At 47.2% G+C, this 15,192-nt stretch carries 12 protein-coding genes; all 12 read right to left on the reverse strand.

The window, feature by feature from the left end; all coding sequences use genetic code 11:
* Positions 1-240: 240 nt before the first annotated feature.
* The 12 genes from I8U19_RS15930 to crcB (I8U19_RS15985) all read right to left on the reverse strand — a co-directional run bounded on the left by I8U19_RS15930 (position 241) and on the right by crcB (I8U19_RS15985) (position 15,126).
* On the reverse strand, positions 241-999 hold the full coding sequence (locus tag I8U19_RS15930; protein WP_198056460.1) for a hypothetical protein: 759 nt from the start codon (positions 997-999) through the stop codon (positions 241-243).
* A gap of 126 nt (positions 1,000-1,125) precedes the next feature.
* Positions 1,126-1,884, reverse strand: coding sequence for a hypothetical protein (locus I8U19_RS15935; RefSeq protein WP_198056461.1), 759 nt, complete (start codon positions 1,882-1,884; stop codon positions 1,126-1,128).
* Between the two features lie 13 nt (positions 1,885-1,897).
* On the reverse strand, positions 1,898-3,343 hold the full coding sequence (locus I8U19_RS15940) for a Tle-like phospholipase domain-containing protein (protein ID WP_198056462.1): 1,446 nt from the start codon (positions 3,341-3,343) through the stop codon (positions 1,898-1,900).
* A 110-nt stretch (positions 3,344-3,453) separates the two neighbouring features.
* A complete protein-coding gene (locus I8U19_RS15945) occupies positions 3,454-3,723 on the reverse strand; it encodes a WXG100 family type VII secretion target (protein WP_033100017.1) in 270 nt (89 codons plus the stop codon).
* Between the two features lie 215 nt (positions 3,724-3,938).
* Positions 3,939-7,997 (reverse strand): type VII secretion protein EssC, encoded by a 4,059-nt coding sequence (gene essC, locus I8U19_RS15950; RefSeq protein WP_198056463.1) that lies wholly within the window; start codon positions 7,995-7,997, stop codon positions 3,939-3,941.
* Between the two features lie 21 nt (positions 7,998-8,018).
* Complete coding sequence (locus I8U19_RS15955) at positions 8,019-8,444, reverse strand: EsaB/YukD family protein (protein ID WP_370589418.1); 426 nt, start codon at positions 8,442-8,444, stop codon at positions 8,019-8,021.
* 560 nt (positions 8,445-9,004) lie between these two features.
* Entirely contained in the window at positions 9,005-9,220 is a 216-nt protein-coding gene (locus I8U19_RS15960; protein WP_033100013.1) for a hypothetical protein, read from the reverse strand.
* Positions 9,221-9,369: 149 nt separating this feature from the next.
* The gene (locus I8U19_RS15965) at positions 9,370-10,368 is read right to left on the reverse strand and encodes an extracellular catalytic domain type 1 short-chain-length polyhydroxyalkanoate depolymerase (protein ID WP_198056464.1); all 999 of its coding nucleotides are present in this window, start codon (positions 10,366-10,368) and stop codon (positions 9,370-9,372) included.
* Between the two features lie 77 nt (positions 10,369-10,445).
* Entirely contained in the window at positions 10,446-11,858 is a 1,413-nt protein-coding gene (locus I8U19_RS15970) for a GntP family permease (protein ID WP_198056465.1), read from the reverse strand.
* 247 nt (positions 11,859-12,105) lie between these two features.
* Positions 12,106-13,524 carry a sigma-54 interaction domain-containing protein gene (locus tag I8U19_RS15975; RefSeq protein ID WP_198056466.1) on the reverse strand — a complete coding sequence of 473 codons (1,419 nt, stop codon included), beginning with the start codon at positions 13,522-13,524 and terminating at the stop codon, positions 12,106-12,108.
* 832 nt (positions 13,525-14,356) lie between these two features.
* Positions 14,357-14,719 carry a fluoride efflux transporter CrcB gene (crcB, locus tag I8U19_RS15980; RefSeq protein ID WP_198056467.1) on the reverse strand — a complete coding sequence of 121 codons (363 nt, stop codon included), beginning with the start codon at positions 14,717-14,719 and terminating at the stop codon, positions 14,357-14,359.
* Positions 14,716-15,126, reverse strand: coding sequence for a fluoride efflux transporter CrcB (crcB, locus tag I8U19_RS15985; protein WP_033100008.1), 411 nt, complete (start codon positions 15,124-15,126; stop codon positions 14,716-14,718). Before crcB (I8U19_RS15985) ends, crcB (I8U19_RS15980) begins: the two co-directional genes overlap by 4 nt.
* Between the last annotated feature and the right edge of the window lie 66 nt (positions 15,127-15,192).

A 15,192-nucleotide genomic window follows, 5' to 3' on the forward strand; every position in this document is an offset into this window, starting at 1 on the left:
CGAAAATCCAAAGAAAAACCTCAGCCAAAAGTCACACGCATAAGTTGAACGCCGACTTTTTCTGACCGTGGAAATTTACACATAATTTTGGACTTGATCATTCTTTGAATGCTGAGAAATAAGGTCTCTTGTATCAAATCGTTTGGAACCATAAAAAAGGACAGAGCGATTCGAGCTACTCTGTCCAATGGATCCGTACAGTTGTGAACCAACTTGAACCTTCTTCTTTAATACCAAAGACTATCTTAAATCCGTCTTATACTGATCCAGATTGTTGATGTCTATTTTTTGAATGTCCCCTGAGATGTTATAACGATATATCGCATATTTATCAGTGTCTATATTTTTTGAAGCGGTTTTGAGTTTGTCATCATAGACAAAGATTTCGATAATTACTTCGTTAAAGTTCATTTTTTTAAGCTCGTTTAAAAACTTGGAGATCAGTGCTTGAGATTGTCCACGATGATCGTAAATGTTAAAGGAAACAACCAACGAAAGATCTTTATCTCCTCTTTTCAAAATCTCAAATACAGAAGGAACATCTCCAGTATATTTGTTTTCGACGTTGTCCTTGTAACCATAAGTCATATTTTCCATTTTCCATAAGTCCATTGTCTTTTGAGCCGTCTCTTTCATCCACGGCTCAAGTTCATTACTCCATTTTGCAAGCGCATAGGAATCCCGAAAGCCATTTGGTGGTGTCCAAGTCACCATAAAAGTCGTTTTTTCCTTTCCGTCTTGCACAAAACCATGAATGTCATAATAGCCACCCATAACATGGTCTTTATCAATATCCGTAATGATAAAATTCTTTTGATATGTTCTTTTTACATACTGGATTACTTTTTCCTTCGCTGTTTTTTCTTCGGTTTGGGTCATGTGAGACTCATTCTTTGGCAAAAGAGTTTCCGTGCTGCAACCGCTCACCAGGATTGCAAGCATCAGGAGCATTATGCTAGAAACCACATCTGATCTTAATCGATCCCACAGCTTTTTCATGTGTTCACAACCTTTAGTTATAAATAAACATATTGCACTACTTAATAATCGTTTGGAACCAGAAAAAAGACAGAGCGACTTAAACTGCTCTGTCCAATGGGTGTTTTTGTCTCCATTTCAAATCCTTTAATGTTTAATCACCGTCTTATACTGATCCAAATTGTTGATGTCGATTTTTTGAATGTCCCCAAAGATGTTGTAACGATAAAGTAAGTATTTTCCTGTCCTGATATTTTTGGGTGCTGTTTTAAGTTCATCTTTATATACATATATCGTGATTATGACATTATTAAAATTCATCTTTCTCAACTCATTTAGAAACTTGGAGATGTCCTCCTCAAATTTTCCATTATGCGGATACACTTCCAAATCCAAATTCAATTCAAAGTCCTGATCCCCGCCATTTTTCAATACTTCATAGACTGAGGGTACCTCCCCTGTATATTTCGCCCTCTTTTTACCAGAGCTGTAGCCAACCGGCTTCATTAGTCTCAAATCAAAGCTTTGCTCTGCAATCCCTTTGATCCGTGGCTCTAATTCATTCTCCCACAACCTGGCTACATACGTATCATCAAAATCATTTGGGGGATTTCCCGTAATATAAACCTGCGTATTCTTGCCATCCTCCATATATCCTTCAATAATGTAATAACCGCCGAAGACATGGTCTTTACTAACCTGCTTGACTTCAAATCCCTTATTGTACCTGTTTTTAATATACTGGATCGCTGCTTCTTTTACCTTTTTTTCTTCTGTTTGGGTCATGTAAGACTCATCCTTTGGCAAAATAGATTCGGAGGTGCAACCACTAACCAGAAGCATCAGCATCAGGAGCACGATGATTGTACCGACACTGGTTCCCAATCTCCTCCAAGTATTTTGCATGCCTTCACATCCTTTATTTTCGTTTGACAAGATTTCCGTCTTTGTCGAAAAGTTTCAGAATCGGTGTATCAATCTCCTTACCATGCTTATCATCATAGCCGGTGAAATTTTTGATGCTGTGGCTCCCTTCAACAATATCACCAATCGGGTTTGAATCCCAGATGTGATTATCTAACCCTTTATCTTCGATTTTTTCTCCTTCTCTGCTGATGTCATACGTGGTTCCCGGACGATAACCGAGAGAGCCAACCACATCGTCATCAAACCGGTAGTTGCGGATCAGCTTATCGTAATTCCCCAGTTTTTCGTTTACCGCTTCTTTTCGATTTTCCGGACTTAACATATTAATGAAATATCTGAACCGCTCATTGAGCGGCCCGGCCAGCCCACCGATAAGGATTGAAGCATTGGTATTGGGGTAAAGATTTTTCCCCGGAGCGTTAAAGGTAACTGTGGGAATGCGATACCTGGCCCCGCAGTCATCGGCCAAATACCCTCCAAGCGAATGACCCGTTAACACAAACCTATAACCTTGGTAATTCTCATCATTGATGACTTCTTCCACAAACTTACGGGCAGCAATCGCTTGATCGTTAAAGATATCGTCACCCAAAGCAATATGCCTGTCCGCATCCAGGATATCCTGTAGTTCCTGCGTTCCCCGGAAGGCGATAATAACCTGATTTGTCTTGTCATTTTGAAAAACGTATGCTTGAAGATCATTTGGTAAATCAATATGTTCTCTTATATCCCAATCTGAACCAAGTTTATCATGCACTAAATCCCCTGAAAGTTTATTAAAATAAGCCAACTGCGAAGCATAAGCCAAATCCTTATCACTTGGCAGCTCATCATCCAATATTCCATACGGCGTGCTGTTATCAACCGGGGGATCGGCGATGCTTTTCCCATAGTTGTATGTTTTTTCAACCCCCGTCCGGCCCCAGTTGAGCAAGGTTTTGCCGAAGTTGATGATCGCGTTGTTCACCGCCCGCTGGAAGCGCATATACAGGCCAAAGACGAAGGCCAAGGTAATTACTGTGGCCATGGTGATTCGCGTTACGGTGGCTTTAATCCAGTTCCACGCCTGGGATGTCTTTGCCTTCGTCCAGTTCCATGCTGTGACAACCCCTTTTTTGAAGCTGTTCCAGGCGCTGCTGACAGCATGTTTCGTGCCTTCCCAGGCTGAGCTGATCCCGTTTTTGAAACCGTTCCAGGCGTTGGAACAAGCGTTTTTGAACGAATTCCACATCCCCGGTTTATCCCCGGAAGATTGGGACTTGGTCACAAGGGACTCTTTGACCGGCGTCGGCCCTGGCTTGACCTGGTCAAAATGGTCATTCACCTGGGGAACGTTGAAACTGCCCCCGCCTGCATAGGCATGACCGCTGTATAACATCCCGGCTCCGACGAGGGAAAGGAGCAGGGCAATGATCCATCGCTGAAATACCGTTCTCATCTCCGTAATGGATTCACCTCTTCACCAGTAATGGAAAAGAAAAAGGGGACAGGCTCGACCAAAGGTCAGTTCTGTCCCACAGAAGTAAGTAGCTGTTTGCAGTTCTCGGGTTAAGCCTGGTCCGTTTGACGGAATTTCGTAGCGATTTGGGTCAATGCTTGGGAAATGTTATCGAGAAGCTGAACGAAGTTTTGCATATTTTTCTTAGCTTCTTGGAAATCTTGGAAGAATTTTTGCTTCGTCATACCATCCCAGTGACCCTCGAGTCCGTTGATACGGGAATCGAGTTGTTGAATGAGTTGTTGGCTTTGTTCCCGTTTAGCTTGGAAATCTTTTGCCACGGCATCGATTTCATCCGGATTAATAAGAATCCGTGCCATTGCAAAACCCCTCTCTAAAAAGGCTTAACTATTACTCTAAAGATTATATATAAAATAGAATCTCTTTGCAATCTTTTCTTTTTTATAATTTTGTCGGAAACGGAAATGTTATTTCAAAACATCAAATTCCTGACAGCGACATGAGGTTTCATCGGCTCCGAATCCGCCTCTCTCCGGGTGAATGGAGTCGGAGCCGATATTTTTTTCAACCGTCTTCAGTTTTTCGTGCTCATCCAGCGTTCCTGCAACGTTCTGATCCAGTCCATCGGGGAAACGTTGGCCGAAAAGGGCACTGCTCCCTTGACCTTCTCATAGCGCCGCTTGGCAAAATACCCTTCGCCCGGACCAAGCGTTTTCTGGATCGCCGGATTGGAGGACCTTGCTTCAGATGACGGGATTTTAAAGAAAGAGAGATCATTGATGTCCAGGCTGGCAAATAAAAAGCCTGTCTCCATCCCTTTCACTTCAGACAGCCAATCGTTGCTGCTGTAGGGGAAATTGGAAGGTGATCCGGCAATCGCCACATAAAAGTTTTTGTTCCGTCCCTGGCTGACAATATTGTTAAGGGAATTTTGCAAGTCATAATTGTTCAGCCGCTTGCTGAAATAATCGGCATCGTCGATAACCAGAAAAATCGCCGGTTCTTTTTCCCCGGTTTCCGTCTGCTCCGCCCATGGAGGAAGTGTTTTGGTCTTTGCCCGCTGGTCCAATATCGGTCCCAGTTTCTCGAGCAACCCGGCCAGTTCGGTTTCATCCGAAGCATATCCTTTCAGGTGCGGAAGGCCCATCAGCGCGGACAAACCGAGCCCGCTCGGCCGGAAGTCGATGACGTAAACCTCCAGCTCGCTTGGCGGATGGAAATAGGCGAGGGACAAGATCCAAGTTTGCAAAAATGAGGTTTTTCCCCCTTCAATCGAGCCGCCGACGACAAAATAAGGGCCGTCTTTCAAATTGACATAGAACGGGGTCAAGTCATCCATCGAGATGGCAACCGGAACCCTCAGCGGCGTCAATTCAGGTTGGTCAGGATCAGCCTCGTGTTTGGCCAGCACTTCTTTCAATTCAATTTCTTTCGGCAGGGATTCGATCGCTTTCGGGTAATTTCCTTGCCACGAATCGGCAAGTGTGCGAATTCTTTGGCGCAACGTGTTGGCCCGTTCGATCTCATCGCTTCCTTCTGAGGCCAAGGCGGTCTGAAACTCCAGCGGCGGCACACTTCCTTTGACAAACCCACGCCCTTCCGGCAAGTTCACCAGCGGCGATCTGAGGCGGCCCACCGCAAAGTAATAGTCTGACGGATCCGCCAGCTCAAACGAAACACCGAGCGAGAAATTGTTTCTTACCCGGTCGTACATGTCGCTGACCTGGTTGGTGGTAACGATAAAGTAAATCCCGAAACTGCCGCCGGCGCGCAGCAACTGCTCCAAATCGGCGTGTTCTTCTTCAAATGTGCTTTTGAAGGTCAGGTATCCATCGATGACCACGATAATCGCGGGCACCGGTTCGGATAAAGACTTGCGGTAGGAGTAAAATGTTTTTGCCCCTGACTGGGCGATTTTCTCCCGCCGACGGTGCATTTCCTTCATCAAAAAGCGGAAGAGTCGTCTCACCCGGTCCGGCTCATCATCCCGAATAATGGCCCCCATGTGCGGAAGCTCATTGAAGTCTCTGAACATATGGCCAAAATCAAGGACGTACATATGTACATCGTCGGGTGAATGATCCAGTGCCAAAGAGAGCAGCAGTGTCTGAACGAAGGTTGTTTTTCCCGTTCCGGGCATCCCGTAGACGGGCAGGTGTCCTTCATTAAGCGGAATATTCAACGGATACTGCGTTTGGTTGGACGGGGAATCCACCAGACCGACCACCGGATCCAGCCAAGCCGCTGACGGCTGCCAAGTTTTTCCGTCCCAGCCTTTCCGCTCCGGAGGCCGGAGTTCGTCCAAAGAGATATGTGTCGGCAGCGGCGGAAGCCAGGGTCCCTGCAATGTCTCTATCCCCAATGCTTTTGCTTCCCGGTTCAGATAATCGACCAGGACATCCAATTGTTTTTTGCTCCGTCCCTTCTGCTTCTTGGCCGTCGAGATCACGGGCGAAGAGCGGTTAATGCGACGCCCTGTCAGCGTCACCTCACTGATCACTGCTTCTTGTACCGTTTCAGTTTCCGGACGGTAAGGCGCACCGCTCCAGGCGAACTGGACAAGTTCCAGCAACTCGTTGCTCCCCACCTGGAAATAGCCCCGTCCTGGCGTCGTAATCCAGGAAGCATCCGGGATTTTGATCATTTCCTTACTGTCCGCTTCTTCCTGCACGCGCAAACAGATGCGAAAACGGGAGTTACTCCAGATTTTATCGTCGACAACGCCGCTCGGTTTCTGCGTGGCCAGAATCAGGTGAACTCCCAGCGTCCTTCCTTTGGCGGCAATGGAGATCAATTCATTCATGAACTCGGGTTGCTCTTTTTTCAACTCCGCAAACTCGTCGATGATAATCACCAGATGCGGGAGCGGATTCTTTTCTCTCATCGGCGATTGGAAATATTCATCGATATGTTGAAGATTTCCCGCATCCTTAAACAGTTTCTCACGCCTCATCAATTCAGCTCTCAAAGAGATTTTCGCTCTTTCGATCAGGTTCCCGTCCAGGTTGGTGATTGAACCGACCAGATGCGGTAAATGCTCAAAGGTGTTCGACATTCCTCCCCCTTTATAATCGATGAGCAGGAATACGATATCGTGCGGATGGTAGTTGAGCGCCAGCGAAGCGATCAAAGCCTGGATCACTTCACTTTTCCCCGAACCCGTCGTTCCTGCGATCAATCCGTGGGGGCCATGTCCCTTTCGTTCAATTTTATCGTGAATATTTAAGTATACGCGCTTGCCGCCCGTTCCCATCCCGACGGAAACAGGCAATGTATTGGGGTAGCGGTTTTGCTCCCAACGCCGTGTGACATCCAGATCATCCAGATTCTTCGCTTCCACCAAATCAAACAGCGTGAGCATTTGCGGAATCTGCCGCGATTTATTGGCTTTCAAACGAACCGGCGCAAGGGAACGGGCCGTTTGATCCGCCACTTCAACGGAGACAAAATCGGGCTGAAAGGTATATTCCCAGTCCTCCCCGGTTTGCAGATAATTGGTTTCCTGCAATGTCCCGTGATTGCGATGAACTTCCAGAATGGCGTGGCATTCCATTGGCAGCGTGTTTTTTGATTCTGACAGAAGCAGGGTGCGGGCGCCCACTTTTCCGCCTTCTTTCAGCAGCATGGGCACAATGACTTCTTCCTCGATCAGACTGGGGTCTGAGATGATAAACACATAAAAAGGAACTTGCGGCTCGTTCGCGAGTCCGGGCCGGCGACTCTGCCTGCGGCGGTTCAGAATCTCGTATAAATGGTCGGTCAACTCCCGGGCATCCCGCGGATTGGTCGCCAGAAATCTCCGCTTCCGCTGGTCATCCCATACATGCGGCAACCAGCGGATCCAATTCCACTGATCCGCTTCATCTTCCGAATAAAAGGAAACGATTTTTACTTCATCCGGCGAGTGATGCGTCACCAGTTGGAGCACCAGGCTGCGGATCGCATTGAGCATCGAGGCTCGGTCGCCGACCACTCCCACGACATGCGCCTTGTTCAGCGGGAGCGAAACGGGCACATCCGAAACCTTCGAAAACTCCCGGGCGAGCTGTTTCGCCTCTTTAATCAAGGGGTCCTGGTCGTACTCTTCCTGATCGGGCGTCTCAATCGTGATCGTGGAAGGTTGTTCACCATTTCCCAAGCGCAGGGACAAAAAGTCGGCATCAAAGGGAGAACGCTCCCACAACGAGCTGACCCGTGTTTGAATCCGCCGCATGCATTGCATCGGAGCCGGATTCCATTCCTTCAGCAAGGCAGCCTGACGGTCCACCAGTATTTGCAGCTCTTCCCGGTGTTTTTTCAGGCTTTCCCTGTATGTAGCCGTCCTCTGGGCCAGTGCTCGCTTATATTTCCTTTTATTCGACAGGTATACGAAAAAAGGAATCGTGTAAGATACCGTCATCATTGAAGTTGAAACCATTTGAAAAACTAAAAAGTTCGGGTTGGAATAACCATTGCCGGACGAACTCATATAAAGATAAAGACCGATGGTTCCCAAAGTCATAACAAGCGGAATGATCAAGGAAGAATATGAGAAAGACGGCCGCTGGGGCTTTTTTGGAGGTTGGCGAATCTCTACCACAGTACGCGGCAAATCCTGTTTCATCCGTGGTGATCTTTGAAAAAGAATGTTCAAGCGACTTCCCCCCTTTGCTCTTTAATAATCGGTCCGAAATGCTTCAAGCGAACCGATGATTCTTTGTTTTCTCATTTGTTCCAGCTGTTGTTGCCGGATCAATTGCAGCTCATTTTCCGGTTGAATTCGGAACCGCAGATAAGCGCCATCCATAACCTTGTAGTCATCCAGCGATTTCGTCTCGTCGAGCTTCCGCCAATCACCGGTTTCGGCTCTGACTTCCAGAATCTGCTTTCCGTCTTCCATCTCCTGCATTTCGTTTTTGACAGCATCGGCCAGCATGGGAATCAATTTGGAAACAGGCAGTTCAGATGGAAGTTCAAGATCAAGCCAATGCTGGTTGCCGGCTCCCATGAAGACCGTTACGATTACCCCAAATGAGACTCCTCCTTTCCAAGATCGATTGAACTTCCGGAGTGGGAATAAATAAACCTTTCGTTCGGTTATTTATTGTTTTAATATTATAGCGTAACTCCCCTCCGGACAAAGATGACTATTTATCAAAAAGACGACAAAAAACGGAAGAGTGAACTATCCGGTCACCCTGTATCCCATCCAATATTTGGTCATCCACCCCCCTTGACTTTCCGTAATAATTTTATCACAAATCTTTTAAAATAGGTTCGATTTTATCATGTCACGAATTTTGATCAATTGCGTCTGCAATAAGAGAACCACCTCAAATCTCTCGGATAAGCGGAGATCATTCTGAGAAAAAAGAGAGGCCGAAACGTGCTTTTCACCCCCTTTTCCTCTTCCGGCCGATCAGTGGACAACCGCTGCTTTTTCTTGTTGTAAAGACGGATCCGGCTTGTCCGGTAAATTTTAAGTTTATGATCATCATTAAAAACGATAACGATCACCGGATGATATGTTTTCTTGGTGGATGGACTGTGTACGGCCGCATGCAATCTTCGGCAAAAAGGCACTTCGCAGGGAAAGATGAACACCTTATTCCGCGAAGTGCCTCTCTCTTTTAGAAGCTTCGCAGTGTTGACCGGAAGCCCTTACTTGGATTTCAATGAATTTTTGCAGGGAACAAACCTCCTGCAAGCCTCAGCGCGATTGATATTTCTAATGGCCCGGCCGATGAGTACAAGCGCGTCACCAATCTCGTTTTCTGCACTTTCAAATCGGTTCGCCGCTAAAAAATTCATCGCATCGCCCAGTTCCTTGATTGCAGCCCGCAGCTCATGGAGAGCACGAATTTTGGAACTCCCCATTTAAAATCCCCCTTTGTAAACAAGTAGTTTTTATCTCTCTATTAATAAATGCAATTGATAGAATCATTGAACCTGTTAAAAGAACCAATTTATCCAAAAACAAATAAGAGCCACCCCCTCTTACAGGAAGCGACTCTCATTTCTTTCATTTACTTGGGATGACTGTCAAAGAAATTCCAGATGATCGAGCTGGCTTTCGGCCCTGTCGGATCCGTATAGGTCCCGGCAGCGCTGCACCCCGACCAGGCATGTCCCATTCCATTCACCATGATTTTTTCCATTACAACCGTTCCGTTCTGATCCTTGTAAAGGGAGTCTGTATAAGTTCTCCCGTTTGGCACGGACCGGTATGAAGTGACATCCGCCTGATCATCAATGTTGTTGTTATCCATTCCGTCGCTGGCCCGATCATTGGTTTGCGCCCATTGGGAGATAATCTGATTTCCATTGACGGGATTAACCGTGTAGTCGGCTGTCCCGTGAAAAACAATGGTTGGCACGACGCGCGCATATCCCCCCATCGCCTGATAAGCCAAATTCCCCTGTTGTACCGGGTCAGGCCCGCCATACAGCATGGCTGTCCCGGAGTATAACACGGAGGTCGCAGCCTTGTATTCCAGACCGGAACCAACACCAATCGCGGCAAAAACATCCGGGTAAGCCGCTCCCAAAATCACACTCATGGCTCCACCGGCAGACAAACCGGCCACATAAACACGCCGGCTGTCCACCGGATAATTGCTCTTGATCTTGTTGACCACTCCCACAATCGAGGCTGGTTCTCCCCGCCCCCGCGACTGATTGGACGAATCAAACCAATTCCAACATTTACTCAGATTCGCCGAAACGGGTTGTTCGGGATAGACCACAAAAAAGCGGTTCTGTTCGGCATACGCATTCATTTCCGTGCCCGCGGCAAAATCATCCGGGCTTTGCGTACAACCATGAAGCATCACGACAAGCGGCAAAGGAGTGGTGCCATCATAACCGGAGGGAATATACAATTTGTAAACACGTCCGTCAGGGGCCGTATCACGAATAAATTGCCCGGCGGAAAAAGCGGTTTTGGCAAATGTCGGGCCTCCCATCAAGACCGTCAACACCAGCAAAAGGAATACCCGGCGGAAAAAACGGTGTTTCTTTTCCATCTTGATCCTCCCCGAATTCAAAATTGACGCCAGATCACACCACCAACGAACAAAGCCCGTCCACCGCTTGCAAAATGTCAAACCAGTCCGGTCATCATGGAAAACACAATCACAACAGGAACCACCAACGTTTTGATTACCGTAATGGCAAAAATATCAGGGTAGGACTGGCGATGGGTTAACCCGCAGATCGCAAGCAATGTAATGACTGCACCGTTATGCGGCAATGAATCCATTCCGCCTGCGGCCATCGAGGCGATCCGGTGCAACAACTCCGGATCGATGCCGGCACTTTGGGCCCAGGCGAGATACTTTGCCCCCATCGTATCCAAGGCAATACTCATACCGCCCGATGCGGAACCGGTGATCCCCGCGAGTACATTGATCGACAACGCTTCTGAAATCAGCGGGCTGGTTTTCATCGTCAACAGAAAATCGGCCAACGACTTAAACCCAGGAAGGGAGGCGATCACATTGCCAAACCCGACTTCTGACGCCGTATTCATAATAGCCAGAAGAGAACCGGTTGCACCTGCCGTCAATGTCCTGGACAATCCGGGTTTCACAAGAACCTTGTCGGCCCCGACAGCAGATTTTCTCCGGTAATACCATTGCAGGACGATGGCAAAAGCGATGCCAAAAACCAGGGCAAGGATGAGAGCCCATACTCCCAATACCTGATCAATGTCCAATCCTTCATATTGTTTCAATAAAGTTTCCGGATACCATCCCGGCAATACAACATAAGTGAACAGCGCATTTCCTCCCAAAACCAAAATGAGCGGAATAACTGACAACCAGATGGCGGGAAGATTTTCATCCTCTGCTATTGCCGGCTCGTTCAACGTATGGTCACCATAGCCCTCACCGTTGGACATCAGTTTATTCTTCCGACGATGCAACCACCACAAGCCAATGACGGCGATCAGGATAGCTCCTGTGATTCCGGTAATCGGGGCGGCAAAGGAAGTTGTCTTGAAATAAGATGTCGGTATAATATTTTGAATTTGAGGAGTGCCCGGAAGAGAATCCATTGTAAAAGTGAATGACCCCAACGTAATCGCAGCCGGAATCAAGCGTTTGGGAATGTCCGCCTCCCGAAACAGCGCGGCGGCAAACGGATAAACCGCAAAGGCGACGACAAACAAACTGACTCCGCCATATGTGAGAACTGCACAGGTTAAGACAACCGCCAAAATCGCCTGCCTGCCCCCAAAGCGGCGTGTTAATCCGCGAGCGATGGAACAGGCGGCCCCACTGTCATCCATGACCTTCCCGAAAATCGCCCCGAGGAGAAAAATGGGAAAATAGAGTTTTACATAAGCAACGGCTTTCACCATAAACACTTCCGTATAGGTCGGCAAAAGCGGGAGTCCGGATAATACAGCTGCCAACACAGCCAGCACGGGTGCAAATAAAATTACCGGATAGCCCCTGTACGCCAACAGCATGAGCAATCCAAGAGCCAGGAAAATTACCAACACTGCCATATCCTTTACCTCCTTCGATCCTGTCGAAGAATCCATTGAACTCCCTTGCTCATTTGCCATGCAATTTTGTTGCCAATCGTGAAAACCGTATATTTCGTCATTTTTTGTACACATTTTTGGAAAGATACCGCACCTGTTTCAGGCAAACTGCTTGCCTGATATCATCTCCCACGTCCGAATTTTTGCACATCATTCCGGATTTGTGGAATGGGAACGCCAAAAAAATCACAAGGTCGGTAAAATTGGTTCAATCCATCGGTCTGATCTCAATCTTGTATTTTTTCACTTTTTGATAGAAACTCGATTTACTGATTCCCAACAGCCGGATCGCCCGGGCTCTGTCGCCGTTTGTCATTTTCAGCACTTGCCTGATCGTTTCTCTCTCGGTTTCTTCAATCGCATTTGCCAGCAGAAAACAGGGCCGCTCTCCCGTGCTTTCTTCAAAGAGGCGCACAGGCAAATGGCTCAACCGGATCATATCCTCCCTTTTCACATGAAGGGCCCGTTCCAGTACATTTTTCAATTCCCGGACATTTCCGGGCCAATGGTAGCGAATGAACACATCCAACACTTCTTGTTCCATCCCTGCTGCATACACGCCGGTCTCCTGAGATAACATTTGCAAAAGATGGCGCGCCAAAACGGGAATATCCTCCACCCTTTCCCGTAAAGGGGGAATATGAAGGGAAACCACATGAAGCCGGTAAAACAAATCCTGCCGAAACTCCCCGTTTTTCACCATCGACTCCAAATTCCGGTTACTGGCGGCAATGATCCGCACGTCCACTTTCATTGGATGCATGGCACCGATCCGCTCAATTTCCCTTTCCTGTAACACCCTCAATAACTTTGCCTGCATGACGGGGGAAAGCTCGCCGATCTCATCCAGAAAAATAGTCCCTTTGTGAGCGATTTCAAATTTCCCTTTTCTTCCCCCTTTCAATGCACCGGTAAAGGCGCCTTCTTCATAGCCGAACAGAATGGATTCCATCAGGGTGTCGGGAATCGCCGCACAATTGACCCTCACAAACGGGCCAAACTTCCGGTGGCTGTAATTATGAATCGCATGAGCAAACAGTTCTTTTCCGGTTCCGCTCTCTCCGCTGATCAATATGGTTGTATCACTTAAAGCCACCCGCTTGGCAATTTCCTTTACTTCCAAGATGTTCCGGCTGATCCCGATAATATCTTCAAAGCGATATTTGGCTCCCAGATTTTTCAGCAGTTCACCCTGATAATAATCGAGTTCTTTCTGCAACTGAATGACACGCGCCGATAGCGTATGCAATTCGCGCACATTTTGAAACATCACTTTTCCAACGACCGCAATTACTGTTCCGTCCTGGATAATGGGAATCCGATGGGCGATCATATTCCCGCCTTTGATTCGATGAACTTGTGCAAGTTCAGGTGTCTTGGTTTTGGCCACGATATGCATCCGGGTATTTTCTATCACTTCCGTGCAGTGTTTTCCAATCGCTTCGTCGACGTCGACTCCGAGAAAATCGGCATAAGTCCGGTTAAGCATAGTGATAAATCCATCTGGATCAGTAATGACAATCCCTTCGTACGCGCTGTCAAAAGCCTTCAGGATCAGATCTTTTGTCCGGCAACAGTCCCGGTATGATTCCAATAATTTTTTATATTCAGATTCTATATTTTGCATTTGAGTCGCCTCCTTTGGTTATTTTACCATGTTTGAAAGCATATTCTTATAATTTACTTATAATTCAATTTAATAAATATATAACATACCGATCTGCCATCCACAAAAAAGGCTCATACTTTGCACTGAACGCAAAGCATGAACCCTTTTACTGACATGTATGATTAAATTCCAAATCGATCGCCGGACTGTCAAGGCTCTCGCTGCCTTTGACCGGAAGCAAGAGCCCTGACCTTCAATCCTGAATTCAGGTCAAATGACTTGGTTCCAATGCAGATGAGCGGTCATACGATATCACCGTATCACAAGACGAAAGGAGTGAAAGAAATGAAACGCGCAAAGCCTCCTGATGAGTTGTCCCAATCCCCACGGTCTGACCAGATCTCTCCATTCCAAGCAATCCGCGTTCCGGCGACCGGCAAAAAGAACGCGAATTTTGGGGTGACAATCGGTTTAAATTCACCGCTGCCGAAAAAAAGGTCGAATGGGTGCATTTCTTACGGGCCGGTTTCCATCTTCCTCAAGGGATTTCATCACTTTTCATTTAGAACCCAAATCCTCCGCCGACAAAGACGAAGATGGTCGCAATCACAAGGAGGAAGATTAACAGACTTCTCCAACCGAACCCAAAACCGCCATAACCGAATCCCATTTTTCCACCTCCCCCAATTCAAAGTCTGTATATCCTATTCGGGGTTGAACAAGGGGAAAGTGCTTTTATCCTGCTGCAAAAAATTTTGGACTGGGATCTTCCCGGCCTGCTTCAATCTGACTCAGATCCTTCAAGGTCAGGCGGTCGAAAATGCATCTCCGTATTTTCCGGCATCGTAATTCAACCTTTCATCCAAACGCCCGAACAATACCCGGTGAAGGCGGACAAAATTCCCAAGAGATAACTGAGCCCGAGATACAGAAAAAATTTTTTCTTTTCTTGTTTGGCAACCATTTGCACACTTTCCCATTTCAATGTCGAAAAGGTGGTAAAAGCCCCCATGAAACCCGTACCAAAGAGGAGTTTCCAGGTTTCATTCAGCTCATGTCCCGTGATCCATCCCAGCAAAAAGGAACCGAGAAGATTGACCGTAATCGTGCCAACCGGAAACGAAGAATAACGGCGTGATATCCACCCGCTTAACAGAAAACGGCAAATGGCTCCCAAAAAACCTCCAATCACGACGAAAATGGAAGATATCACGATCTGGGCACCACCTCTGGTTCTTTCTCTCTTTCAGCAAGGTTTTTCCCGATTCGCCAGCCACTCCAGGAGAAGAAAAGGCCGCCCACCAAGCTAAGCCACAAATAGGACAGAGCCATGATCCAAGCGTGATGTTGCATGAACGTGAGAAGTTCAACATTGAAAGTCGAGAACGTGGTAAACGAACCGATAAACCCTGTTGTGATCCCTGTTTTCAGCCAGGATGGCATCTTCGGAAAACGGGTGAACCATACCGAAAACACGCTCAGTAAAAACGAACCGGCCAAATTGATGAACAACGTTCCCAACGGAAACCCCCAGATCCACGCAGTCGGAATCCAGATTCCAAGCCAGTACCGGAGCAAGGCTCCCAGCATTCCCGTTGCCCCGATCGCTAGATAAACCATTCTCTTTCCCTCCCCGACATGTTTATGATCCCAAACTTTCCCGAAAAAAACAGACTCCTACCAGTA

The organism is Thermoactinomyces sp. CICC 10523, assembly GCF_016055105.1.
Taxonomy (GTDB): Bacteria; Bacillota; Bacilli; order Thermoactinomycetales; family Thermoactinomycetaceae; genus Thermoactinomyces_A; species Thermoactinomyces_A daqus.